29 protein-coding genes and 1 tRNA gene are annotated in these 24,027 nt (G+C 64.9%); 11 read left to right on the forward strand and 19 right to left on the reverse strand.

The window, feature by feature from the left end; all coding sequences use genetic code 11:
• Positions 1-12: 12 nt before the first annotated feature.
• The 7 genes from HUK65_RS05700 (at position 13) to HUK65_RS05730 (ending at position 7,077) form a co-directional block, all read left to right on the forward strand.
• Positions 13-2,856, forward strand: coding sequence for a monovalent cation/H+ antiporter subunit A (locus tag HUK65_RS05700; protein ID WP_179905178.1), 2,844 nt, complete (start codon positions 13-15; stop codon positions 2,854-2,856).
• Between the two features lies 1 nt (position 2,857).
• On the forward strand, positions 2,858-3,235 hold the full coding sequence (locus HUK65_RS05705; protein WP_179905179.1) for a Na+/H+ antiporter subunit C: 378 nt from the start codon (positions 2,858-2,860) through the stop codon (positions 3,233-3,235).
• Positions 3,236-3,237: 2 nt separating this feature from the next.
• Positions 3,238-4,758 carry a monovalent cation/H+ antiporter subunit D gene (locus HUK65_RS05710; protein ID WP_179905232.1) on the forward strand — a complete coding sequence of 507 codons (1,521 nt, stop codon included), beginning with the start codon at positions 3,238-3,240 and terminating at the stop codon, positions 4,756-4,758.
• A 14-nt stretch (positions 4,759-4,772) separates the two neighbouring features.
• Entirely contained in the window at positions 4,773-5,264 is a 492-nt protein-coding gene (locus HUK65_RS05715; protein ID WP_179905180.1) for a Na+/H+ antiporter subunit E, read from the forward strand.
• Positions 5,261-5,530 (forward strand): K+/H+ antiporter subunit F, encoded by a 270-nt coding sequence (locus tag HUK65_RS05720; RefSeq protein WP_179905181.1) that lies wholly within the window; start codon positions 5,261-5,263, stop codon positions 5,528-5,530. The genes HUK65_RS05715 and HUK65_RS05720 overlap by 4 nt, the downstream gene beginning before the upstream one ends.
• A gap of 9 nt (positions 5,531-5,539) precedes the next feature.
• On the forward strand, positions 5,540-5,932 hold the full coding sequence (locus HUK65_RS05725) for a Na+/H+ antiporter subunit G (RefSeq protein ID WP_179905182.1): 393 nt from the start codon (positions 5,540-5,542) through the stop codon (positions 5,930-5,932).
• Between the two features lie 146 nt (positions 5,933-6,078).
• Positions 6,079-7,077, forward strand: a complete 999-nt coding sequence (locus HUK65_RS05730) for a P1 family peptidase (protein ID WP_235441788.1) — start codon at positions 6,079-6,081, stop codon at positions 7,075-7,077.
• A 112-nt stretch (positions 7,078-7,189) separates the two neighbouring features.
• On the opposite strand, the gene HUK65_RS05735 is transcribed toward HUK65_RS05730, so the two are convergent.
• The 8 genes from HUK65_RS05735 to HUK65_RS05770 form a co-directional block, all read right to left on the reverse strand.
• On the reverse strand, positions 7,190-7,654 hold the full coding sequence (locus tag HUK65_RS05735; protein ID WP_179905234.1) for a PTS sugar transporter subunit IIA: 465 nt from the start codon (positions 7,652-7,654) through the stop codon (positions 7,190-7,192).
• A gap of 65 nt (positions 7,655-7,719) precedes the next feature.
• Positions 7,720-8,289 (reverse strand): ribosome hibernation-promoting factor, HPF/YfiA family, encoded by a 570-nt coding sequence (gene hpf / locus HUK65_RS05740; protein ID WP_179905183.1) that lies wholly within the window; start codon positions 8,287-8,289, stop codon positions 7,720-7,722.
• Between the two features lie 29 nt (positions 8,290-8,318).
• Positions 8,319-9,626, reverse strand: coding sequence for an RNA polymerase factor sigma-54 (locus tag HUK65_RS05745; protein ID WP_179905184.1), 1,308 nt, complete (start codon positions 9,624-9,626; stop codon positions 8,319-8,321).
• Between the two features lie 45 nt (positions 9,627-9,671).
• Positions 9,672-10,418, reverse strand: coding sequence for an LPS export ABC transporter ATP-binding protein (lptB, locus tag HUK65_RS05750; RefSeq protein WP_179905185.1), 747 nt, complete (start codon positions 10,416-10,418; stop codon positions 9,672-9,674).
• 5 nt (positions 10,419-10,423) lie between these two features.
• The gene (locus HUK65_RS05755) at positions 10,424-10,927 is read right to left on the reverse strand and encodes an LptA/OstA family protein (protein WP_235441789.1); all 504 of its coding nucleotides are present in this window, start codon (positions 10,925-10,927) and stop codon (positions 10,424-10,426) included.
• 12 nt (positions 10,928-10,939) lie between these two features.
• Positions 10,940-11,539, reverse strand: a complete 600-nt coding sequence (locus HUK65_RS05760; protein ID WP_179905186.1) for a hypothetical protein — start codon at positions 11,537-11,539, stop codon at positions 10,940-10,942.
• A 26-nt stretch (positions 11,540-11,565) separates the two neighbouring features.
• On the reverse strand, positions 11,566-12,177 hold the full coding sequence (locus tag HUK65_RS05765; RefSeq protein ID WP_179905187.1) for a ribonuclease D: 612 nt from the start codon (positions 12,175-12,177) through the stop codon (positions 11,566-11,568).
• A 223-nt stretch (positions 12,178-12,400) separates the two neighbouring features.
• A tRNA-Leu gene (locus tag HUK65_RS05770) sits at positions 12,401-12,487 on the reverse strand.
• Between the two features lie 151 nt (positions 12,488-12,638).
• Here HUK65_RS05770 and HUK65_RS05775 point away from each other — a divergent pair.
• On the forward strand, positions 12,639-13,625 hold the full coding sequence (locus HUK65_RS05775) for a complex I NDUFA9 subunit family protein (RefSeq protein WP_179905188.1): 987 nt from the start codon (positions 12,639-12,641) through the stop codon (positions 13,623-13,625).
• A 261-nt stretch (positions 13,626-13,886) separates the two neighbouring features.
• On the opposite strand, the gene HUK65_RS05780 is transcribed toward HUK65_RS05775, so the two are convergent.
• The 3 genes from HUK65_RS05780 to HUK65_RS05790 form a co-directional block, all read right to left on the reverse strand.
• A complete protein-coding gene (locus HUK65_RS05780; RefSeq protein WP_179905189.1) occupies positions 13,887-14,993 on the reverse strand; it encodes a site-specific DNA-methyltransferase in 1,107 nt (368 codons plus the stop codon).
• 103 nt (positions 14,994-15,096) lie between these two features.
• A complete protein-coding gene (locus tag HUK65_RS05785) occupies positions 15,097-15,723 on the reverse strand; it encodes a ribonuclease HII (protein ID WP_179905190.1) in 627 nt (208 codons plus the stop codon).
• A gap of 103 nt (positions 15,724-15,826) precedes the next feature.
• Positions 15,827-16,483, reverse strand: coding sequence for a hypothetical protein (locus HUK65_RS05790; protein ID WP_179905191.1), 657 nt, complete (start codon positions 16,481-16,483; stop codon positions 15,827-15,829).
• Between the two features lie 172 nt (positions 16,484-16,655).
• On the opposite strand from HUK65_RS05790, the gene HUK65_RS05795 reads away from it, so the two are divergent.
• Positions 16,656-16,949 carry a hypothetical protein gene (locus HUK65_RS05795; RefSeq protein WP_179905192.1) on the forward strand — a complete coding sequence of 98 codons (294 nt, stop codon included), beginning with the start codon at positions 16,656-16,658 and terminating at the stop codon, positions 16,947-16,949.
• Positions 16,936-17,622 (forward strand): winged helix-turn-helix domain-containing protein, encoded by a 687-nt coding sequence (locus HUK65_RS05800; RefSeq protein WP_407692414.1) that lies wholly within the window; start codon positions 16,936-16,938, stop codon positions 17,620-17,622. The genes HUK65_RS05795 and HUK65_RS05800 overlap by 14 nt, the downstream gene beginning before the upstream one ends.
• Here the strand turns inward: HUK65_RS05800 and HUK65_RS05805 are convergent.
• From HUK65_RS05805 to HUK65_RS05815, 3 genes are all read right to left on the reverse strand, one after another.
• Positions 17,609-18,451: a lysophospholipid acyltransferase family protein gene (locus HUK65_RS05805; protein WP_179905194.1), complete on the reverse strand. Its 843-nt coding sequence runs from the start codon at positions 18,449-18,451 to the stop codon at positions 17,609-17,611. The two genes, HUK65_RS05800 and HUK65_RS05805, sit on opposite strands and share 14 nt — an antisense overlap.
• Before the next feature lie 2 nt (positions 18,452-18,453).
• On the reverse strand, positions 18,454-19,278 hold the full coding sequence (locus HUK65_RS05810) for a GNAT family N-acetyltransferase (protein ID WP_179905195.1): 825 nt from the start codon (positions 19,276-19,278) through the stop codon (positions 18,454-18,456).
• A 92-nt stretch (positions 19,279-19,370) separates the two neighbouring features.
• On the reverse strand, positions 19,371-19,553 hold the full coding sequence (locus tag HUK65_RS05815; RefSeq protein WP_179905196.1) for a DUF3553 domain-containing protein: 183 nt from the start codon (positions 19,551-19,553) through the stop codon (positions 19,371-19,373).
• A gap of 33 nt (positions 19,554-19,586) precedes the next feature.
• Between HUK65_RS05815 and HUK65_RS05820 the strand changes: the two genes are divergently transcribed.
• Entirely contained in the window at positions 19,587-20,222 is a 636-nt protein-coding gene (locus HUK65_RS05820) for a histidine phosphotransferase family protein (RefSeq protein WP_179905197.1), read from the forward strand.
• A 42-nt stretch (positions 20,223-20,264) separates the two neighbouring features.
• Here the strand turns inward: HUK65_RS05820 and ccmE are convergent, their stop codons facing one another.
• From ccmE to grxD, 5 genes are all read right to left on the reverse strand, one after another.
• Positions 20,265-20,714, reverse strand: a complete 450-nt coding sequence (gene ccmE, locus HUK65_RS05825) for a cytochrome c maturation protein CcmE (protein ID WP_179905198.1) — start codon at positions 20,712-20,714, stop codon at positions 20,265-20,267.
• A 12-nt stretch (positions 20,715-20,726) separates the two neighbouring features.
• Positions 20,727-21,764 carry an N-acetyl-gamma-glutamyl-phosphate reductase gene (gene argC, locus HUK65_RS05830; RefSeq protein ID WP_179905199.1) on the reverse strand — a complete coding sequence of 346 codons (1,038 nt, stop codon included), beginning with the start codon at positions 21,762-21,764 and terminating at the stop codon, positions 20,727-20,729.
• Between the two features lie 89 nt (positions 21,765-21,853).
• Positions 21,854-22,666 (reverse strand): glutamate racemase, encoded by an 813-nt coding sequence (locus HUK65_RS05835; RefSeq protein WP_179905200.1) that lies wholly within the window; start codon positions 22,664-22,666, stop codon positions 21,854-21,856.
• A gap of 12 nt (positions 22,667-22,678) precedes the next feature.
• On the reverse strand, positions 22,679-23,548 hold the full coding sequence (locus HUK65_RS05840) for a lysophospholipid acyltransferase family protein (RefSeq protein WP_179905201.1): 870 nt from the start codon (positions 23,546-23,548) through the stop codon (positions 22,679-22,681).
• 108 nt (positions 23,549-23,656) lie between these two features.
• Complete coding sequence (gene grxD / locus HUK65_RS05845; protein ID WP_179905202.1) at positions 23,657-24,016, reverse strand: Grx4 family monothiol glutaredoxin; 360 nt, start codon at positions 24,014-24,016, stop codon at positions 23,657-23,659.
• Positions 24,017-24,027: the final 11 nt, after the last annotated feature.

Genomic DNA, 24,027 nt, shown 5'->3' on the forward strand with positions numbered 1-24,027 from the left:
ACATCAACAGTCATGTCTCTTGCTCTGATTGCTGCGCTCCCCTTCCTTGGCGCGCTTCTTCCCGGGATCATGATCCGCGCTGGCCGCAACACCTGCGCCTTGGCCACCGGATCGGTCACGGCGCTGGCGCTGATCGGTCTGCTTCTGCACGCGCCTGCGGTGCTGCAGGGTGAGGTGATCCAGACTCAGATCACCTGGATGCCGCTGTTGGGGCTGAATGCGAATTTCTTTCTGGACGGGCTGGGGCTGCTGTTTGCCGGGCTGATCCTGGGGATCGGGCTGCTGATCATCACCTATGCGCGGTTCTATCTGGCCAAATCCGATCCGATGGGCCAGTTCTATACCTATCTGCTGCTGTTCCAGGGCGCTATGGTGGGGATTGTCCTGTCGGACAACATCCTGCTTCTGCTGATTTTCTGGGAACTGACTTCGCTGTCCTCCTTCCTGCTGATCGGCTATTGGCGGCACCTGCCCGAAGGTCGGCAGGGTGCGCGCATGGCGCTGGCGGTTACCGGCATGGGGGGGCTGGCGCTGATCGGGGGCATGCTGATCCTGGGTCATATCGTCGGCAGCTATGAGCTGACGGTCATCCTGGAGAACCGCGAGTTGATCCAGCAGTCGGACCTTTACGCGCCCGCGCTGCTGCTGATCCTGCTGGGGGCGTTCACCAAATCGGCGCAGTTCCCGTTCCATTTCTGGCTGCCGCACGCCATGGCTGCGCCAACGCCTGTGTCGGCCTATCTGCACTCGGCCACCATGGTGAAGGCCGGGCTGTTCCTGATGGCGCGGCTGTGGCCGGTGCTTTCGGGCACGGATCTGTGGTTCTGGCTGGTCGCCGGTGCGGGGCTGATCACCATGGTCATGGGCGCGGTGATTGCGCTGTTCAAGGATGACCTGAAGGGGTTGCTGGCATTTTCCACGGTCAGTCACCTGGGCCTGATCACCATGCTTCTCGGCATCGGCACCGATGTGGCTGCCGTAGTCGCCGTCTTCCACATCATCAACCACGCCACGTTCAAGGCCGCGCTCTTCATGACCGCCGGGATCATCGACCATGAGGCGCATACGCGCGACATCAAGCGCCTTGGCGGGTTGCGCACCCTGATGCCGGTGACCTTTGTTCTGGCCACGGTGGCCTCGTTGTCCATGGCCGGGATACCGCCGCTCAACGGCTTCCTGTCCAAGGAGATGATGCTGGAGCAGGCCGCAGATGTGGGCTTCTTCTTCGGGCTGATGGTAACCATCGGGGCGATGTTCTCGGTCGCCTACAGCCTGCGCTATATCGTCCATGTCTTCCTGGGCCCCAAGCGCGATGATTATCCGGCAAAGCCGCATGACCCGGGCTTCGGCATGTGGGTGTCGCCGGCGCTTCTGGTGGTGCTGGTGGTGCTGATCGGGCTGTTCCCGAACACCATCGTTGGCCCGCTGGTAGCCACCACGGGCGGTGCGGTGATCGGCAGCACCGACCTGCCCTATTACTCGCTTGCGCTCTGGCACGGGTTCAACATTGCACTCCTGATGTCGGTGGCGGCCGTTGCGCTGGGGTATCTGGTGCTGCGCTTCCACCCGCTGTTCGAGGAACTGTGGAACGATGCCCGCCGCCCCGAGGCCAAGGAAATCTTCGACGCGCTGATCGATCTTTGCGCCCGCGGGGCAGACCGGGTGACCAACCTGTTGCATGACGGCGCGATGACCCGCTATCTGGCGATTTTCACCGCCTCGGCCGTGCTGTTCGGCTTTGCGGCTTTCATGGGCGGGACCCATGGCAGCGGCACGCGCGAGACACTGCCCATGTCGGTGGTGCCCATCATCGGCTGGCTGCTGATCATCACGGCAACGATCGTCACCCTGATGGTGCATCGCAATCGTCTGCTGTCGCTGGTGATGGTGGCCGTGATCGGGCTGATCATCTCGATCGGTTTCGCCTATCTTTCGGCGCCCGACCTTGCGCTCACGCAGCTGTCGGTCGAGGTGGTGACCGTGATCCTGCTGCTGCTGGCGCTGCATTATCTGCCAAAGGAAACCCCGGTTGAAAGCACACCCGGCCGGCGCATTCGTGACGGCGCCATCGCGGGCTTTGCCGGGCTGGGCGTGACGGGTCTGCTCTATGCGATCATGACCCGCGACCACGACACGATTTCCTGGTTCCACCTGGAACAATCCTATCCCGGGGGCGGCGGCACCAATGTGGTCAACGTGATCCTGGTGGATTTCCGCGGCTTCGACACCTTTGGCGAGATCATCGTTCTGGGCGTGGCTGCGCTGGGGATCTATGCGATCATCGACGCCGCGCTGCGGGGTCCGGCTTCGCGCAGGCTGGCAAATTTCAAACCCGATTTCCGCCGTGCGGGCGACCGCCACCCCATGATGATGGTCGTGGCCACGCGGGTGATCTTGCCGGTGGCGCTGACCGTGGGGGTTTTCATCTTCCTGCGCGGCCATAACGAGCCGGGCGGCGGTTTCATCGCCGGGCTGGTGGTGTCGATTGCGTTGCTGATGCAGTACATGGCTTCGGGGTTCACCTGGGCACAGAAGCGCCAGCGATTTGACTATCACGCCATCATTGCGGCCGGGATCATCATCGCCGCGCTCACCGGTGTGGGGTCGTGGTTCTATGACGCGCCGTTCCTGTCCAGCGCCTTCGATTACTACACCATCCCCCCACTGTCCGAGTTCGAGCTTGCCAGCGCCATCGCCTTCGATGTGGGCGTGTTCCTAACCGTGGTCGGATCGGTGATGCTGGCGCTGGCCGAGCTGTCGCGGATCGGGCGGCACACCTCGGTTTCGGTGAACAAGGACGCCATGGACATAGACCCCCGCGCGGATACGCCGGCGGCCAAGGTAGAGGGGCACTGAGATGGAATTCGTCGTTGCAAGCAGTGTCGGATTGCTGACCGCTGCGGGCGTGTATCTGATGCTGCGCATGCGGACCTTTCCGGTAGTGATCGGGCTGGCGCTTCTGGCCTATGCGGTCAATGTGTTCCTGTTTGCCAGCGGACGGCTGACCCTGAACCAGCCACCGGTGCAGATCTACGAAGGGCCCTGGTCGGACCCGCTGCCGCAGGCACTGGCGCTGACAGCGATCGTGATCGCCTTCGGCATGACGGCGCTGACGGTGATCCTGGCGCTGGCCTCCTACCTCACCTCGGGGACGGATGCGCTGGACATGGAGAATGCCTCGCCGGAGGTTGACCAGACCACCGACACGCCCACGAAGACCGGAGAAGGCGCCTGATGTTGTCGCACTGGATTGTTGCCCCGATCATCCTGCCATCGCTCATGGCGCCGCTGATCGTGCTTGCCGCGCGCTATGACATGACCTTGCAGCGCATCCTGTCGCTTGGCGCGACCGTGGCGCTGGTGGGAATATCGATCCTGCTGACGGTCGCCGCGGCCGGCGGCACGGTCGAGGTCTATGAACTGGGCAGCTGGCCTGCGCCCTTCGGCATCGTGATGGTGCTGGACCGGTTGTCGGCGCTGATGCTGCTGATGACATCGTTGCTGGCCCTGGCCGTTCTGGTCTATGTGGTGGGCACCGACTGGGACCGGCGCGGGGCGCATTTCCATGCGCTCTATCAGTTCCAGCTCATGGGCCTGACCGGCGCCATGCTGACGGGGGACCTGTTCAACCTGTTCGTGTTCTTCGAGATCCTGCTGATTGCCTCCTACGGGCTGATGGTCCATGGCGGCGGCAAGCTGCGGATGCAGGCCGGTGTGCAATATGTGATCTACAATCTGGCCGGGTCCACGCTGTTCGTCTTTGCGCTGGCCACGCTCTATGGCGTCACCGGCACGCTGAACATGGCGGATATGGCCATCCGGGCCCAGTCCCTGCCCGAGGCCGACATGGCGCTTCTGCGCACCGGGGCGGCCATGCTGCTGGTGGTCTTCGCGGTCAAGGGCGCGCTGCTGCCGCTGCATTTCTGGCTGCCCAACACCTATGTTCACGCCCCTGCGCCGGTGGCCGCCCTGTTTGCGATCATGACCAAGGTGGGCGCCTATGCGATCATCCGCGTCTATACGCTGGTGTTTGGCCCCGATGCCGCGGTGACAGGCTCCATGCCCGGGGACTGGATCATGCCTGTGGCGGTGATCACCATGGTGGTCGGCATGATCGGGGTGCTGGCGGGCGGAAACCTGGCGCGGGTGGTGGCCTTTGCGGCCATCGGCTCCATGGGAACCATGTTCATTGCCGTCGCTGCGTTCACGCCTGAAAGCACGCTGGCCGCGCTCTATTACATGGTGCATTCGACCTTTGCCGCGGCGGTGCTGTTCCTGATCGTGGACATGGTGCAATCGCGCCGGGGCACCTGCGGATTGCAGGTTCTGCCACCCATCGCGCAGACCGGGCTGATCGCCTCGCTGTTCTTTGCCGGGGCCATCGCCATGGCGGGGATGCCGCCGCTCTCGGGCTTCCTGGGCAAGCTGCTGGTGCTCGATTCGGTGCGCGAGCAGGGCGGCGTGGCTTGGATCTGGGGCGCGATCCTGATTGCATCGCTCATCGCCATTGTGGGCCTTGCCCGCGCCGGCAGCCAGATCTTCTGGAAGGCCCATGCCGACGAGACCACTGACCCGGACGGCACCATGGCGGCCATTCCGGCCCAGCCCGTGGCCCTGCCGGTTGCGGCGGTGCTGGGGCTGCTGGCGCTGATCGTGGCGATGACTGTGGCGGCCGGGCCGGTGACCGATTACATGCAGGCCACCGCCGGACAACTCTATGACAGCAGCGCCTATATCGGCGCTGTGATGGGCCACTGAGGGAGGACCCCGGAATGCTGCGCAAATTCCTGCCCCATCCCTGGCTGACGCTGGTGGTCACCATTGTCTGGGTGATGCTGGTCAATGTGATCACCCTCAACGCCATTGTCTTTGGCCTGATCCTGGGGATCATCATCCCCATTGTCACCTCGGCCTACTGGCCTGAGCGTCCGACCCTGCGCAACCCGATGATGATCATCGAATACTTGCTGGTGGTGTTGCTGGATATCGTGCGGGCAAACATCCAGGTGGCGCTGATCATCCTGGGCAAGCGCAATGAAGACATGAAACCCGGCTGGGTGACCGTACCGCTGGACCTCCGCTCGCCCGAGGCGATCACCGTCCTGGCCGGCACCATCACGATGACCCCTGGCACCGTGTCCAGCGACCTGTCCGAGGACGGCCATTCCCTGCTGGTGCATTGCCTGGATACCGATGACCCGGATGCTGTCGTCGCCCAGATCAAGGACCGCTACGAACGTCGCCTGAAGGAGATTTTCGAATGATGACGATTGCGCTCTATATTGCCATCCTCAGCTTCGGCGTGGCGCTTCTGATGAACATCTGGGTGGTCGCCCGGGCCGAAGGGGTGGGCGATCGCGTCCTGGCGCTGGACACGATGGTGATCAATGCCATCGCCATGATGATCCTCTACGGCATCCTGCACGCCACCCCGGTCTATTTCGAGGTGTCGATGCTCTTCGCCATGGTCGGCTTCATCTCCACCGTCGCCTATTGCCGCTTCATGCTGCGCGGCAACATCATCGAATGAGGGGCTGACATGAGCATTATCGGCGAGATCATCATTTCGGTTCTGCTGGTGGGGGCGGGGTTCTTCGGGCTGGTGGGCTCCTTCGGCCTGTTGAAGCTGGATCAACCCATGACCCGCCTGCACGCGCCGACCAAGGCCACCACGCTGGGGGTCGGCGGGGTTCTGATTGCCTCGATGCTGTTTTTTCTGTTCTTCGCCGAGGGGATCACCTTCCATGAGCTGATGATCACCCTTTTCCTCTTTGTGACGGCGCCTGTTGTGGCCCATTTCATCGCCAAGGCCCATCTGCACCGCAACTGGAAGCCCGAGGATCTGCCCTCGCCCGAAGGCAGCACGCGCTGGTCGACCTATTGCGAGCCCGACCAGCCTGGCAGCGGCAAGCCCGATAGCACCGAGCCCTGACGCCAGCCAGCGCAACAAAATTCAAAGACGGGTCCGGGGACATCCCCCGGACCCGAATGCGTTTGGGCACATGGCCCCGCATGCCGGTTTGTGGCATATGGGGAAGGTCAACGACCTGATTTCCTGCCCCGGGAAGGAGACCCCGCATGCCGCCCCTCCCCTTGCAACCAGGTGCGCGCAACCTGATCACCGATGTCGCCGGGCTGCGGGTCGGCCATGCCGAAGATCGGACATTGCGGTCCGGTGTCACGGTTCTGGTGCCGGACGCCCCCTGCCCCGCCTCGGTACATGTGATGGGCGGTGCGCCGGGCACGCGCGAAACCGATCTTCTGGCGCCGGACAAGAGGGTTCAGGAGGTGGACGCGCTGGTGCTCTCGGGGGGGTCCGCCTTTGGGCTGGACGCAGCCTCGGGGGTGATGGACGCCCTGGCACAGGCGGGACGCGGTTTTGCGGTGGGGGACGTCCGGGTTCCGATCGTTCCGGCGGCGATCCTGTTCGATCTGCTCAACGGCGGCGACAAGGGTTGGACCACCAACCCCTACCGCGCCCTGGGGCGGGCGGCGCTGGACGCCGCCGGGCGGGATTTCGCCATCGGCAGCGCCGGGGCGGGCCATGGCGCCAGCGTCGCCGGGTTGCGCGGCGGGCTGGGTTCAGCCTCGGTCCGGCTGGAGGACGGGGTCACCATCGGCGCGCTGGTCGCGGTGAATGCTGTAGGCGCAGCCACGGTCGGTGATGGGCCGCATTTCTGGGCCGCGCCCTTCGAATCAGGGGCCGAATTCGGCGGGCTGGGCCCGGCGCCGACCTATCCGCCGGGTGTCCCGCTCCGCACCAAGCGCCCGGGCGAGGCAACCACCATCGCCATCATTGCCACCGATGCCGCCCTGGACAAGGCCGAATGCCAGCGCCTGGCCACCAGCGCCCATGACGGCATCGCCCGCGCGATTGTTCCGGCGCATACGCCCCTGGACGGAGATCTGATCTTTGCCATGGCCACCGGCCACGCCCGGGCGCCGGTCGATCCTGTGCTGCTGGGCCATGCCGCTGCCGCCTGCCTGTCCCGCGCCATTGCCCGTGGCGTGCATGCGGCCAGCCCGTCCGGCGGGATTGGCCCCCCCGCCTGGTGCGAACGGTTTGGCCAAGGCTGAGCCGGATCAACCCGCCCCTTCGCGCGCGCCGGATGGACAGGCGCTGCCCCAGTCGACCGCGCGCAGGATAGCGACCAGACAAGCGCAGCCCTGGCAACGGCGCAGGAAAGCGTCAGGCCGCCTTGCTTTTGCTTGCGCTGGACAGGATCGCATGCAGGGTCAGCGGTTCGCTGTTGGCCCGCAGCTTGGCGCAGACCGCCGGGTCACGCAGCGTGCGCGAGACATAGGCCAGCGCCTTGAGGTGCTCCACCCCGGCATCGCGCGGCGCAAACAGCGCAAAAACCAGGTCCACGGGCGCCTTGTCCACCGATCCGTAATCGAACGGGCGCTCCAGTTTCACGAACACGCCACAGACCGTGTCACGGCCATCAATGCGCGCGTGCGGCAGGGCAACCCCGTGGCCCACGCCCGTCGGGCCCAGGCTTTCGCGCTCCTGCAGGCAATCGATGGCCGCCCCGGCGTTCAGGCCGTAGACGGCCTGCGCGACCTCGCCCAGTTCCTGAAACAGGCGTTTCTTGCTTGACGGGCTGCCGATCACACGCACGGCTTCGGCCTTCAGCAGGCACGACATGTCCATGAGTTCTTCCTCCTGCGCCACACCCGGCCCGATCACAGGGCCGGGTGGTGCCATGGGTCAATGGGTCAGTGTTGCGGGTCAATCCAGCCGATGTTGCCGTCATCACGGCGATAGACCACGTTCAACCCACCGTGCCGCTCATTGCGGAACACCAGAACGGGGGATTGCGCAAGTTCCATCTGCATCACGGCCTCTCCCGCAGAAAGCGACGGTATCCGGGTTTCCATTTCAGCGATGATGACCGGCTGCAGATCCGCAGGCTCGACCTCATCTGTCTCATTCCGGCCGGCGACGATATACGATGGTGCGCCCGCGAATTCAACCGGTGCGCTGCGCACCCGGTGATGATCCTTCAGGCGGCGCTTGTAGCGGCGCAGCTGCTTGTCCATCTTTTCCAGCGTCTTGTCGAAAGCGCTATAGATTTCCGTGGCATGGGCTTTTGCGGAAGCGGTCAGCCCGGTCGACAGATGGACCGTGGCCTCGCAGACGAATTCATGGGCATTGCGCGAAAAGATCACCAGCGCATCGGTCGGGCGCTGGGAATATTTCTCCAGCATCAGGTCCATTTCCGTTCTGACATGCGTCTGAAGTGCCTCGCCCACATCGATCTGCTTCCCGCTGATCTGATACCGCATGTGCCTCTCCTTCTGGTATGTGACCTCGATCAACGGCGGTTGCCGCCCCCTTGGCCACGGTTTGAATGCGCCTGTTCCTGCGATTGCCGGATCGCCTTGCTGCCTGCTTTCGCGCGGCGTGTGGCGGAACCCGGGATGCGCATCGTTTCCCTGTATTTGGCGACAGTTCGCCGGGCGATGTCAACGCCCTCGGTGCGCAATTGCTCCACGACCGCAGCATCGGAAAGCGGACGCTCCGGGCGTTCTTCGGCAATCATCCGTGCTATGCGCCTGCGCACCCGTGCTGCCGCGACCGCGCCGCCGGCGTCCTTCTGTGGCACGGCGTTGGAGAACAGCGCCGCCAGTTGCCAGACATGGCCCTGGGCCTCGATCGCCTTGCCCGCGACGGCACGCGATACAGTCGAGGGATGCAGTTCAAGCTGCTGCGCCAGCGCGCGGCGGGTGAGCGGGCGCAGCCATTCGATGCCATCGGTCAGGGCCCGGTGCTGGTATTCGACCAGTCCCGCGATCACCCTGCGCAGGGTGTCGTGGCGAAAGCTGAGAGCGGCCAGAAGCGCCTCAGCCCGGTCCAGCAGATCCCCTCCGAAGCCCGTGGCGCGGGCATGGGCAACCATCGACCGGTCCAGCCGCAGGCGCGGCGTGGTCCGGGTGCTGAGGTCGATCTGCATGGTCCGGCCCCGCGCCAGGGTTACCACGGCCTCGACGGGCACGGTGGTTGTCCGCTCCGGGCCGGTCTGCATGGGCGTCGCGCGCAGACGGCGCACCATGGCCAGACGCACGCGGGTCTGCGCCGGGCTCAATCCCAGCGCCTGCGCCGCGCCCTGAAGATCACCGCCAGCCAGCAAGGGTAGCGCGGCAACGGTGTGCCGGGCGGCATCGGGGTCCAGCCCCATGTCGCGCAACTGCAACTCCAGACATTCCGTCAGGCTACGCGCGCCCACACCCGGCGGATCACAGCTCTGCAGCGCCTCCAGCGCCGCCTGCAGGCGGGCCGGGTTCGCCCCGGCCGAAAGCATCCGGTCCACGACCGTGGCATCAAGCATGCCGTCTTCGCGCAACTCACCCACCAGTTGCAGCGCCAGCATGCGCACGGCGCAGGGCAGCGCGGCCAGTTCGATCTGGGTGCACAGGCGCTGGAAAATCGACGGCGCCGGCGTGGGAACCGACTCCAGGGGCACGGGTTGCGCCGCGGCCGAGCGGGGTGTGGGCCAGTCGCCGATCAGAAAAGGGTTGCGGGCAAGCTCGGCACGGATGTCTTCGGCCAGGTCCTGCTGGTTCAGCCGCAGCAACCGCATACCGTCACGCAGCGCCGGAGCCAGCGCCAGAGCGGTCGACATCCTTGGCGCCAGAGAAGGTCTCATCGCGCGGCCCAAGTCACCTCCTCAGGACATGGTGAAGCGCTCTCCAAGATACACACGCCGCACATCCGCATTACCCACAACCTCGGCGGGTGTTCCGCTCATCAGGACTACCCCGTCGTGCAGGATATACGCCCGGTCCACGATCTCAAGTGTTTCGCGCACATTGTGGTCGGTAATCAGAACACCGATGCCGCGCGTTCTCAGATCGGCCACCAGTTCGCGGATCTCGCCCACGGCGATGGGATCAACCCCGGCAAAGGGTTCGTCCAGCAGCACATACTTGGGGTCCGAGGCCAGGCAACGGGCGATTTCCGCGCGCCTTCGTTCGCCCCCTGACAGCGCCAGCGCAGGGGAATCGCGCAGATGTTCGATGGAAAACTCCTGCAACAGGCCGTCCAGCCGCGCTCGGCGGGCAAAGCGGTCGGGGATGGTCAGTTCCAGAATTGCCATGATGTTGTCGGCCACGCTGAGCCCGCGAAAGATGGACATTTCCTGCGGCAGATACCCCAGCCCCAGGCGGGCGCGGCGATACATGGGCAGGCCGGTGGCATCCTGCCCGTCGATATAGACCGCGCCGCCTTCATGGCTGACCAGACCGGCGATGCAATAGAAGCAGGTGGTCTTGCCGCAGCCATTGGGCCCCAGCAGGGCCACGACCTCTCCCCGGCCCAGTTCCAGCGAGAAATCCCGGATCACCACACGCCGCTTGTAGCTTTTCTTCAACCGGCTGACGCGCAGCCCCGTGCCCGGTTCATCCCCATCCGTCATTCGCGTCAACGGCCCGGCTGAATGATCGTGCGCACGCGGCCTTCCATGCTGCCCTGCCCGCTGTTGAGATCAACCTCCAGCCGGTCGCCGGAGATGATGTTGGCGCCCTGCGTCAGCAGCACATCGCCGGTCAGGATGATCAGCCCCTGCGGCACCCGGTATTCGGCGGCCTGCGCTTCGGCGGCCTCATCATCGGTCACCAGCGTGACCCCCCCGCTGGCGTTGAGCTGGTCAATCCGGCGCGCGCCTGAAGTGCCGCTTTCGGCAAAGACGATGCGGATGGTGTCGGCCGACAGCCGCAACCCGCCCTGTGCAATCACGGCGCTGCCGGTGAACACGGTTTCGCCCGTGGCCTGGTCCACTGTCAGCCGGTCCGAGGACAACTCGACCGGGGCAGTGGCGTCATGGCGCGCGCCACCCAGCGAGAAGCTGGTCCCCTGCGCCAGGGCCGCAGACCCCAGCGCCAGGATCACCCCGGCGGCAGCGGCACCCTTGAGGGATCGCAACATGGGACGGCTCCTTCAGTTCATCGGGTCATATATCAGCCTGACCGCGCCGGTAAACGCAAGCACATAAGACCCGTCCTGCCGGTCCGAAGGCGTCAGCAGCACCCGCTCGGACTGCACGGCGCCCGCCGGGCCCGTGCCACGCACATTGCCCTCACCCAGGATGCCCGAACGATCCAGCGCCGCCGTCAGCCGGTCCACCTGCAGGACATAGCCGGGGTCACTGTGAAACGACACCTCCCCCTCCATGACCACACGGTTGGCGCGCTGATCCAGACTGCCATGGCGTGCGGTGAAATCGGTGCGTTGCCCGGCCGGGGTTTCCAGCGCCCCGCTCAGGACCGTCAGATCCAGCCGGAACCCCTCATCCGGGTCGGCGCGCGCGGTATCGGCCATCACCGTCAGCGCGGCATTGCCATCGGTCACACCGGCAAAGCGCGCAACGGAGATGCGCGGCTCCTGCACGAGCGATTCGATATCCACCGTCGCCGTGGCCACCGCGCGTTCCGGATCGATATTGCGTGAGATCAGGAAGACCGTCGACATCAGCGCCAACGCCCCCAGCGGCAGCGCCACCTTCAGAACAGCCACGATGCTGGAGTAGGTATCGCGCATGCTGCCGGGCTCCACCGGGTCTGGGGTCAATGGGCGAAGATATCGGTCTCGGGCCAGCCTGCAAGGTCAAGCGCAGCGCGGGTGGGCAGGAATTCGAAGCACCTGCGAGCCAGCTCAACACGCCCTTCGCGCTCCAGCCGGGCGTCCAGCGCCCCGCGCAGGCGGTGCAGATGCAGCACGTCCGAGGCGGCGTATTCCCGCTGTGCCGCGCTCAGCTCAGCCGCGCCCCAATCCGACGTCTGCTGCTGCTTGGAGATATCCACACCCAGCAGTTCCGCCAGCAGGTACTTCAGCCCGTGCCGGTCGGTATAGGTGCGCACCAGCTTCGAGGCGATCTTGGTGCAATAGACCGGCGCGGTCACCACGCCAAAGGCATGGGCCATGGCGGCAATGTCGAACCGGCCGAAATGGAACAGTTTCAACACCTCCGGATCGGCCAGCAGCCGGACCAGATTCGGCGCCATGGTCTGCCCCTGCGCGATCTGCACCAGATGCGCATCGCCATCCCCCGCCGAAAGCTGCACCAGACACAGCCGGTCACGGATCGGATTCAGCCCCATGGTTTCGCAGTCAATGGCCACCACGGGGCCCAGGTCCAATTCATCGGGCAGATCATGCAAATGGGTATGGATCGTCACGGTGCTTTCCTTCGCACAGGGGGAATGGAACCCCCGCAGGACTGCCTTGCGGGCGCTGCATGGTCCCTAGCAGTCGCAGGCGCCACGAATCAACCTGCAAGGACCGGCGAAAACTGCCATGCCAACGGCGCAATCATCGCCATCAGCGCCGGATGTGTGGGTATGTCTGAAAAACCGCAACCTGCCCAAACCACTTCCCATATCCTGCCGGTGGCCTTGAATATGGTGCCCAGGAGAGGACTCGAACCTCCACGCCCGTACGGGCACTAGCACCTGAAGCTAGCGCGTCTACCAGTTCCGCCACCTGGGCAGGTTGCGTGAGAGGGTCTTTACGAGGGAGTTCCAGAAGTGTCAACGGGGCGCAAAAGAAAAATCACACCACCTTCCCATGACCGGGGAAAATCCTTGTGACCCAAGGGGGCGGGGGGTATTCAAGGGCAAATCCGCTGGCGGAGGATAGCATGTCGAAACTGGTCACGATCTATGGCGGCTCGGGCTTTGTGGGGCGCTACATCGCCCGGCGCATGGCGATGGAAGGCTGGCGCGTGCGCGTGGCCGTGCGCCGCCCGAACGAGGCCCTCCACGTGCGCCCCTATGGCGTGGTGGGACAGGTGGAGCCTGTCCTGTGCAACATCCGCGATGACGCCTCGGTGCGGGCGGTGATGCAGGGCGCCGATGCGGTGGTCAATTGCGTCGGCATACTGCATGAGGTCGGCAAGAATCGCTTTGACCAGGTGCAGGCCGAAGGCCCCGCAAGGGTGGCCAGACTCGCCACCGAGGAAGGCGTGGCGCAGATGGTCCATGTCTCGGCCATCGGCGCGGATGCAAGGTCCGACAGCGCATATGCCCGCACGAAAGCGCTCGGCGAAGAGGGTGTGCTTCAGCATTTTCCCCGGGCCATGATCCTGCGCCCGTCAATCATCTTCGGCCCCGAGGACGGCTTCTTCAACCGCTTCGCCGGCATGTCCCGCTTTGGCCCCGTGCTGCCCCTGGTGGGCGCATCGACCCGCTTCCAGCCGGTCTATGTCGATGATGTCGCCCAGGCGGCGGTCCAGGGCATATTGGGCCGCGCCGAACCCGGCATCTATGAACTGGGCGGCCCCGAGGTCGGCAGCTTCCGTGAGCTGATGCAGATGATGCTGGACGAGGTTCGTCGCAAACGGCTTATCGTCAATGTCCCCTTCCCTGTGGCCAATGCCATGGCGACGGTGCTGGGGGCCTTGCAGGTGATGACACTGGGGCTGTTCACCAATTCGCTGCTCACCCGCGATCAGGTCCGCCAGTTGCGGCGCGACAACGTGGTTGCCGAAGGCGCGCGCGGCTTTGCAGATCTGGGGATCGAACCCACGCCCATGGACTCTGTCCTGCCCGGCTACCTCTGGTCGTATCGCCCCGCGGGCCAATACGCTGCAATCCACGAATCAGCTTCAAATCTGCGGCGTCACTGACGTCCCGCGCAAACGCATCGCGCGCGTATCGGCGGTTCTCTGCACGGTACGCGGCACCGTGCAGCGCCCGCCGCAGGCGCGCGGGGTGGGAAGGTGGGCGCGGCTCGGGGGCGCATGTGGCCCGCTTTCGGCCATCACGACGGAGGCACAAAAAAAACCCCGCCGAAACCGGCGGGGTCAGTGGTGCCCGAAAGGGGTAGTTCCGGGCACGGCGGTAACTGATGTGAAGCCTCTGCCAGTGACGCCTCAGGTATCTCCGTTTCAGGCCTGACCCTGCTCGGCCCGCAATTGCTGGCGCAGGATATCGATGGGGATCAGCTTTCCGTCACGTTTGAACTGCCAGTAGGTCCAGCCATTGCAGGATGGCGCGCCTTCCAATGCGGCGCCCACCTGATGGATCGAACCGCGGTGTTCGGCACTGACGAGCGAGCCATCGACCCGTACCTTCGCCGCCTTGCCGCGCGGGCTGACCAGCATTTCGCCGGGCCGCAGCAGGCCACGCTCGAGCAGCTGGCCAAACGGAATCCGCGGCTCGGCCCGTTTCGAGGTGGTGGTCTCCAGCGCTGCCCGGTCCAGCGGGCGCACCTTCTCCAGCCGTTTCGTGGCGGCGTCGCGGTACGTGGCCTCGCGCTCGATCCCGATGAAGCTGCGCCCCAGCATCCGGGCCACTGCGCCGGTTGTGCCCGTGCCAAAGAACGGGTCCAGCACCACATCGCCCGGGTTGGTGCTGCCCACCAGCACCCGGTGCAACAGGCTTTCGGGCTTCTGGGTCGGATGCGCCTTTTCGCCGCTTTCGGTCTTCAGCCGTTCATGCCCGGTGCAAATCGGCAACACCCAGTCACTGCGCATCTGCACCCCTTCGTTCAGGGCCTTCAGGGCTTCGTAGTTGAACGTGTATTTCGCACCTTCGGATTTCGACGCCCAGATCAGGGTTTCATGGGCGTTGGTCAGCCGCTTGCCCCGGAAGTTCGGCATCGGGTTGGACTTGCGCCAGACCACATCGTTGAGGATCCAGAACCCGGCATCCTGCATCGCCACGCCGACGCGAAAGATGTTGTGATAAGACCCGATCACCCAGATCGCCCCGCCGGGCTTGAGCAGCCGCCGCGCCGCCGCCAGCCAGTCGCGGGTAAAGCGGTCATAGGCCTCGAAACTGCCGAACCGGTCCCAGGCGTCATTGACAGCATCCACGCGGCTGTTGTCGGGGCGGTGCAGATCGCCACGCAGCTGCAGGTTATAGGGCGGATCGGCAAAGACCAGGTCCACGCTGCCCTCGGGGAGGCTGCGCATGACCTCGATGCAATCGCCGGCCAGAATCTGGTTCAGGGGCAGCGCCGCGGCGCCCACCTTGGGGGTTTTCACTGTCATCTCTGCCTCGTTCGACCGCCTGTTCCGGCGTGTCTTGTTGTTGGGCCATAAGATGAGTCAAAGCCGATTCGCCGTCAATTTCTTTTTTGAATCAGGGTGTTATTTAATGCTCTTTACACAAGATATTGCGGATCGGCTTGAACGAACGCCTATGGAACGGGGTGACGCCCAATTCTGCTATGGCATTTATGTGACGCTTCGTCGGGTAGCCTGCGTTGCTCTCCCAGCCATAGCCCGGATACTGGCGCGCCATATCCGCCATGATGGCATCGCGCGCGACCTTGGCCACGATCGAGGCCGCTGCAATCGACAGGCAGCGGGCATCGCCCTTGACCACTCCCTCCGCCGGACAGGGCAGGCCCGGGGGCAACCGGTTGCCATCGATCAGCGCATGGCACGGGGGGCGGCGCAGCCCGACAATGGCGCGCCGCATGGCCAGCAGGCTGGCCTGAAGGATGTTCAGCCGGTCGATTTCCTCGACATCGGCATGGGCGATCGAGACCTCGGCGCAGCCCATCAGCGCCGCATGAAGCACACGGCGCCGCGGAGCGCTCAGGGTCTTGGAGTCCCGCAGCCCCTCGGGAATGGCCGCCGGGTCCAGGATCACCGCCGCCGCCGTGACCGGGCCGCAAAGCGGGCCGCGCCCGACCTCATCGACCCCGGCAATGCGGTGAAACCCGGCCTGCCGCAGCCGGGTTTCAAAACTGTCATCGGGGGAACGGGCGACCATGGCTCTGGATCGCCCGAACGCAGCGGTTTCGCAATGGGGAATCGGGGGCGCCCGGGATCTTGCCCTCACACGCGCGCGGGGCGGAAGGGGCAGGAAAGGGCGCTTACCAGCGCCCCCGCCCAGGTTCGCTCCGATACCCTGCCTCCAGCAGGCATTGCGCGTTATAGAGGGTCATCTGCCCCTGCCCATATTGCGCGCGCAGGGCGCAGCGGTCGGGGAGGTTGCGCAGACCCGCGCGCTGCAGGCAGGCACCATCGAACCCCTGCGTCCGCGCGCCGCGGATGCGATAGGTGATCTGACATTCGCGGGGCAGATGAGCATCGCGCCGGGGGTGCTGCTGGCGCGGCGGTGCAGCCCGGCTTTCCGAACGAAAGCCCGCCGAGACCAGGCAGCCCTCGCGATAGATGCGCCGCTCACCCCGGTTGGTGCGGATGGTTTCCATGCACTGCCGCGGCAGACGGCGCACACCGGCGCGCTCCAGACAGCGGGCGTTATAGACCTGAATGTGCCGCCCGCGCACGCGCAGGGTTTCAAGGCAATGGTCCGGAAGTGTCCGGGCATCCTGGCGGCGCCCCGGCGCGCGCTCACTGGGTCGGTCACTGAAGCTGTGGACGATCACGGCCACGGCCGCCGCCCCCAGAAGCAGGGCGATCAGGTCATCATCGGCGGCCTTCGCCGGTTTGGGTATTGCCAAGGCCGCAGCAAGGGCCAGCGCCAGCGCCGCCCCCAGCCCGGTCAATCTTGCAGGTATCAGCATCATCCTGTCCTTTCCTTCCCGTGCGCGCCGCCAACGCAGGCCGCCCGCGACTATCTGCCAAAGGGTGCGCCCGAAGGAGGCTGTCGCTCAATATCGTGCGCCGGTTATCGGATAACAGGCACCTGCCTGGCCCGGTGATATTGATTGTCAGCGCGTGGCGCGGCATCGTCAGCGCATGAGAAACATCGCCCTCACCATCGCTGTCCTGATCGCCGTGCTGGCGGCCGCACCGGCCGCCGCGCAATGCTATGCGGATTACAAGGCCAAGCAGGACAACCCGCTGCGGCTGCAATACGGCATTGTCGAACTGCCGCCCCAGGCCTGCGGCGATCCGGCTGCCGCCGCCCGCCATGCCGGGGCGGTGCTGGCCGAACACGGCTGGACCTTGTTGCAGATCGAGTCCACCTTTGGCGAAGACGGTTTTGCACAAAGGAGGTCGCGTGCAGGGGCCATCCATCTCCGCAACTGACCTGTCGCGCAGGGGGGGCCGGGCGGTCGTCTGGGGCATGATTGCCATTGTGGTGATCCTGCTGGTGGCGGCGGTGCTGCTGTTCTACAACCTGCCCGATGCCGGCGCCTTCAACGCCCGGGTCGAGCGTATCTTTGTCGAACAGGACCTGACCACCCAGGCGGAAATCAAGCTGCTGGAAATCCTGGCGCTGTCGGGCACGGCCTTTGCCGAAACCCTGGCCTCCTACCGGGTCGTGATCTTTGTGCTCATGGTCTTTGCCACGGCGCTGCTGATCACGTCGCTGGTTCTGGTGGCCACGCTGATCGTGCTGAACCGGCGCATGGCGCAGGTGGAAAAGGCGGGGATTCAGGTGTCCTCGCTGGTCATCAGCCGCGCCACCAACACGGTTGCCATCAACGACATGGAGTTCCGTCTGACCCAGGCCGCCATCGAAACCCTGGCCGTGCTGGCCGAGGCCCGGATGGATGGCGATATCCTCAGCGGTGCGGCGATCGAGGCGATGATTTCAGGGCGCGACAGTGCGGAATGTGACGAGGCATCGGGGGCCACGCGCATCAAGCGCTTGCGCGACACCCTGGGCAACCAGCTGGTCAGCGAGGTTCTGATCCGCAACATCACACGGCAGGGCTATGTGCTGGCGATCGACCGCGATGTGATCAGGATGATCTGACCGCAGCCCCCCGCGCCCGCTCCAGCCCGGCGCGCACATCGGCCGCGCAGCAGGCGGCCAGCGCCTTGCGGTCCGGGGCGTCGGCCACTGCATGGGGCGGATGAAACACCAGTTCGATCCGCCCCTGCCGCCACCGGGCCAGGACCGACAGGAAATGCGAGCCGAACTCCATATCCCCCCACCAGCCATAGAGGCGCGGATCGGCACCATCGGGAGCGTGATAGACAACGCTGACCGGCTGCACATGCATCAGATGGCGCAGACCCTCCGCAAAGAAGGCCGCGAAAAGCGCGGTCTTGAACGGGAGAACCCGCAGACTGTCAGTGCTGGTGCCTTCGGGAAAGAACAGCAGCCGATGCCCCGCGCGCAACCTTGCCTCGAACAGCAGTTTCTGGCGTGCGGCATCACGGCCATGGCGGCGAATGAACAGGGTGCCGGTGGCCCGCGCCAGCCAGCCGATCCCGGGCCAGCCCGCAACATCCTCCTTGGACACGAAATACACCCTTTGCGCCGCATTCAGTGCAAAGATATCCAGCCATGAGGCATGGTTCGCCACCAATGCACCGCGCTGGACCATGGGCTGCCCGTGCAGCATCAGCCGCACCCCCATGATCCGCAGCGTGGCTCGGCAGACCCCTTGTGTGATGAAGGGCGTGACCGGGCGGCGCAGACCGAAGAGCGGACGCTCGGCCAGGCGCAAGGTCAACAGCAGGGCCAGCCCCAGGCCGATCAACAGCGCAATCGCCGCGCCGCGCAGCGCGGCCAATGCCCAGCCCAACGGCGAGATCGCCGTCCGTGGCGGTGGCTGGGGGGATTGCCAGGTCTGCACAGTCAGCGCACGAGGGTATGTCGGCTTTGGAGGCCGCGGCGGCGACTGGCCATGGCCGCCACATCCAGCAGCAGCAGCACATCGGTCGTATTGAAGGCATGATCCACAAAGGCGCCCTCGCCGACGCTGCCGCCCAGCCGCAGATAGGACCGGATCAGCGCCGGAATCCCGTCAAGCGCAGCGGCCCGGTTCAGCGCCTCGGGCGGCAGCAGGTCCATCCGATGGGCGGCCGCACCCAGCGCCTCCGGACGCAGCGCGACCGGTGCCAGGTGGTGATGGTGCAACCAGGACAGGGGCTGCGCCAAAGCCTGCACATCAGTGCCCGGAAAGCTGGCCACGCCGAACAACAGATCGATCCCGCGCGAAAGCGCATAATCGGCCAGCCCGTTCCAAAGCAGGAACACCGCCGTGCCCCCCCGATAGTCAGGGTGCACACAGGATCGCCCCAGCTCCAGCAAGCGCCGCCCCGAATCGATCAGGGGCGACAGATCGTATTCTGCTGCGGAATAGAACCCCCCGGCCCGCGCGGCGGCAGCCTGATCCATCAGCCGATAGGCACCCACCACATGGCGCAATGACTCCGGGTCGCGCGCGGGGTCGATCAGAAGCAGATGGTCACAGAATTCATCAAAGCGGTCCCGCTCCAGCCGCGCGGTATGATCGACCAGAACCCCGTCACCGCCACGTTCAGCCACAAAAACATCATAGCGCAGACGCTGCGCGGCCAGCCGGTCCTGCGCGGTGGCTGCAAGGCGCAGCTGCAGGCGCCGATCCTGCGGAGCGGGTGCTGACCCGTTTTCATGGTCTTGGACGAGGCTCAGGGACATGTTGTTGCTTTGCCGTTACTTATACTGCAGATTGCAAGCAGAGTGATTGACTCAGCATATGGCTGTGTGCAGCATGCGTACAAGTACATCGGTCAGATGTCAGTATCAGGAACGAGTGGGACAAGTTCTGCGTCAATGGTTAGTTTACCTTCATGCTGGAAGTTGACAGTCACGCGTGTGCCGATCCGTGACTGGACCTGTCCAACCCCCCACTCCGGCTTTTCAGGCGCGCGCACCAGCATCCCGGGTTCAAGCAGGCTTGCGGGATATGTCATGTATGGGTGCCTCCTGCCCAAGCGGAGAGTTTGATGTCCAAGTTCCAGGATTTCCCCGGCCAACCCTCTGAAACCGAACTTGTTTCGATCATTGCCTCGCGCATATGCCACGATCTGATCAGCCCGCTGGGCGCAATCGGCAACGGGGTGGAGTTGCTCAACCTCAACGGAACGGCGGGCAACAACCCGGAACTGTCGCTGATCGCTGCCAGCGTGGAACAGGCGCAGGCGCGCGTGCGGTTCTTTCGCATCGCCTTCGGTGACTTCAGCGCGGAACAGTTGATGAAACCGGCCGAGGCGCGGTCCATCCTCTCCGGCCTGTTCAGGGAGGCGCGCCTGTCGGTCACCTGGGATCTGGAAGCACCGCGCCCGCGGCAGGAGGTGAAGCTGATTTTCCTGCTGATCCAGTGCCTTGAAACCACCCTGCCCTGGAGCGGGACGGTCGTTATCCGCTCCGAAGGCGAAGGCTGGGCGATCGATGCACAGGCCGCGCGGCTGCAGGTCAACCGGGACCTGTGGGCATGCGTCAGCGCGTCGGGGGAGCCCTGCATCACCTCGCCGCAAGTGGTGCAATTCGCGCTCGCCGGGCGCCAGAGCGCCGCGCTGCCGGGAACGCTGGATGTATGGTTCGGAGATTCGGACATCCATATCCGATATCTGCCGCACTGAGCGCGCGCCCCTTGGACAAGGGGGCCGCGCCACCGCGGCGCATCAGTTTTCGGGGTCATCCGCACGCCAGTGCTCCTGGGCTTTCAGCGCCTCCATCACCTCGCGCGGCATGTAGGTTTCATCGTGCTTGGCCAGAATTTCCTGGGCTTCGAAGACACCATTGATGAAACGCCCGGTTCCGACCATGCCCTCATTCTCGGAGAAGAGATCGGGCAGGATCCCGCGGTAGCGCACCTCGACCGAGGCCGGGCCATCGGTGACCCGGAACACGATCGTATCGGACTGCCCGCGAATGATCGAGCCTTCCTCGACCAGACCGCCGATGCGGAACACCTCGTTTTCATGTGGGGGTTCGGCGAGAACCTCGGAGGGTGAGCGGAAAAAATTGATGCCGTCGCGCATGGCATACCCGATCAGCGCCGTGGACAGCGCAAGCGCCACGGCGGCAACGGCAAAGACCTGGATGCGGCGTGTCTTCTTCAGGCTTTTCATCTGTTCCTCATGTCACGGGAAGACCGGCACACCCAGCAGCCCCGTTGTTTCCTCGATCCCCAGCATCAGGTTCGCGTTCTGCACCGCCTGCCCTGATGAGCCCTTGCACAGGTTGTCCAGTGCGGCCACCACCAGCGCCCGGCCCGCAATCCGGTCACCGACCACCCCAATATGCACGTAGTTGGAGCCGCGCACATCATGGGTCGAGGGGAGTGTGCCAAAAGGAAGCACATGTATAAATGACTCAGCGCAATATGCGTCCTGCAAAACCGCGTGAATTTCCGCAGCGTCACCATCCACCCAGATGCTGGCCAGGATGCCGCGGTTCATCGGGATCAGATGCGGCGTGAACTGCACATGTACCGGACGCCCGGCCAGGCGCGTGAATTCCTGGTCAAACTCGCCCAGGTGCCGGTGGGTGCCGCCGGCGGCATAGGCGTGCGTGCCCTCGGACAGCTCTGCATGCAGCAGGTTCTCCTTCAGCGACCGCCCTGCCCCAGACACACCGCATTTGAGATCCATGATGATTCGGTCCAGATCGATCACGCCTGCGGCAATCAGCGGGTTGAGCGCGTATTGCCCGGTGGCCGCGTTGCAGCCCGTGCCAGCGACCAGCCGCGCGCTGCGGATATCCTCGCGGTAGAATTCGGTCAGCCCATAGACCGCTTCGGTCTGCAGATCGGGGGCGGCATGGGGCTTGCCATACCATTTTTCATAGGCCGCCGGGTCACGCAGCCGGAAATCGGCGCTCAGGTCCACGATCTTCAGGTCACGCGGCAAATCACGGATCACCGCCTGGCTGGTGGCATGGGGCAGCGCACAGAACGCAAGGTCGATGGCGGCGAAATCCACCTCCTCGATCCGGCAGAGATCCGGCAGATCCAGGTGGCGCAGGAAGGGGAACACCTGCGCCATGGGCTGGCCTGCCTTGCGCTCGCCGGTCAGGGCGGCGATCTGCAGGTGCGGATGGGTGGCGATCAGCCGGACAAGCTCGGCGCCGGTATAGCCCGAGGCGCCCAGGATGGCGATCTTGTGCTTGGGGGTCTGCATGAGGGGGTCGGTCCCTTGATCGGTCGCCCGCGCGGGCGGTTGGTGTCGGATGCGCTCCGCGCGGGGAGTATTTGAAGCAAGAAAATGGGTCAGGCGGGTTCGAACGGGACCTGTCGTCGCAGGAATTGCGTGGCCTTGCGCGAGACATTGACCGGATCGCCCGTGGTCAGGAAGCGCGTTTCGGTGCCCCTGCCCAGCATGTCGGGATGGCGGCGCAGGTAATCGTCCAGGCTGGCTGCAACCAGATTGGGCTGCGAGAAGACGGCGACCTGGGGGCCCAGGGCGGCGGCGAAAGCCTCCTCCATCAGCGGGTAATGGGTGCAACCGAGCACGGCCGCTTCGGGGCGGGGCATCCGGCGCAACAGGGCTTCGACATGGGAATGGACCAGCGCCTCGGCCAGGATCAGGTCGCCCTGTTCGATGGCATCGACCACACCGGCGCAGGGCTGCGCCTCGACATCCACACCGATGGCGCGGAAGGCCAGTTCGCGCTGGAAGGCGCGGCTTTGCACGGTGGCGGGGGTGGCGAACAGGGCGACATGTTTCACAGCAACCTCGCGCGGGGGGGAGTTGTCGCCCCATTGCCGTTCGGTCAGCGCCTCGATCAGCGGGACAAAGACGCCAAGGACGCGCTTGTCGGCGGGGACCCAGGTTTCCTGCATCCGGCGCAGGGCGGCGGCGCTGGCTGTGTTGCAGGCCAGGATCACCAGATCGCAGCCTTCATCCCAGAGGCGCTCCACCCCGGCGCAGGTGAGCGTGTATATATCCTCGGCATCGCGCACACCATAGGGCGTGTGGGCATTGTCACCGAGATAGACGAAGGGGACATCGGGCAGGCGATTGGTCAGCGCCCGCAGCACCGTCAGACCACCCAGCCCGCTGTCAAAAACCCCAACCGCCATTCGCCGCAGCCCTCAGTTGCGATAGGCGGCCTCGAACTCATAGCCAAGATGGGTTGGGTCCAGCCGCTCTTCGGCCAGTTGATACGTTGCGGCGCGCAGGAAATCCAGCAGTTCTTTGGCGTTGCCGCTGTGGCGGGCCAGGGTTTCCGGGCCAATGGGCTGGCCGATGGCCATACGCACGGGCCGGTCTATGCGGGTGCGGAATTCGCGAATCAGGAGCGCCATGCGCAGGGTGTAGTTCAAGTGGCTTGCAACCTGGAACAGCCGCGAATTGTGGCCGTCGAACCAGACCGGCACCACAGTCGCGCGCGAACGCTGGATCAGCCGCGCGCTGAACCCGCGCCAGGCGGGATCGCTTGGCCGGGTGAACGGGGTGGGCGCGGTGGAGACCGTGCCGCCCGGAAAGATGCCGATGGCACCGCCACCGGAGAGGTAGCGCAGCGCATCGGCCCGGGTCTGCAGATTGGCGTCCAGCGCCGCGCGGGTGCCCGAAAAATCGATGGGCAGGATACACCCAGAAACCTGCGGGGCCTGCCGGAACGCCTGATGCGCGAGGATGCGGAAATCCCGCCGGGTGCCGGACAGCAGATACCCCATGACCAGCCCGTCAAGGATGCCGTAGGGGTGGTTCGACACCAACACCAGCGGGCCGGTTTCGGGAATGTTCTCCAGACAACCGCGGCGCAGGTCCAGATGGAGGCCGAAGGCATCCATTGTATCGCGCCAGAACGCGTGGCCTTGTGCCGAGCCGACCTGCCGTGCATCGAGCCGGCGCAGCAGGCGCTGCCGACCGGTGATGTGCTCGATCATGCGGATGGCAGCGCGGGCACCGATGGTACCGGCAGATGCGGCATAGCTGATATGGGGGGCGGAATCACGCATCACTGGCCTCGCGCTCTGACCCCTTGCATGTAACAGCGCAAGGTGACAGGCGCTTGACAGTTGCGTGATGCGCGGATGGCGGCTGCGCGCGCAGCCCGCCGTGCCAGGTCAGGCGTTGGCTTCGCGGATCTTTTCGGCGGCGTCCTTGTCGTATTGCACGCCCTTGCTGTCAAACAGCTGATCCAGCTCGCCCGACAGGGTCATTTCGGTGATGATGTCGCAGCCGCCGACAAACTCGCCCTTCACATAAAGCTGCGGGATGGTGGGCCAGTCAGAGTAGTCCTTGATGCCCTGGCGGATGGTTTCATCCTCCAGCACATTCACATCGGCATAGTCCACGCCCATGAAATTCAGCACCCCGGCCACGCGGCTGGAGAACCCGCATTGCGGCATGGTCTTGGTGCCTTTCATGTACAATACGACATCGTTGGCTTCGACGGTTTGCTTGATCTGGTCCTGGGCGCTCATTCTGGTGTCCT

The sequence above is a fragment of the Rhabdonatronobacter sediminivivens genome (assembly GCF_013415485.1).
Lineage (GTDB): Bacteria > Pseudomonadota > Alphaproteobacteria > Rhodobacterales > Rhodobacteraceae > Rhabdonatronobacter > Rhabdonatronobacter sediminivivens.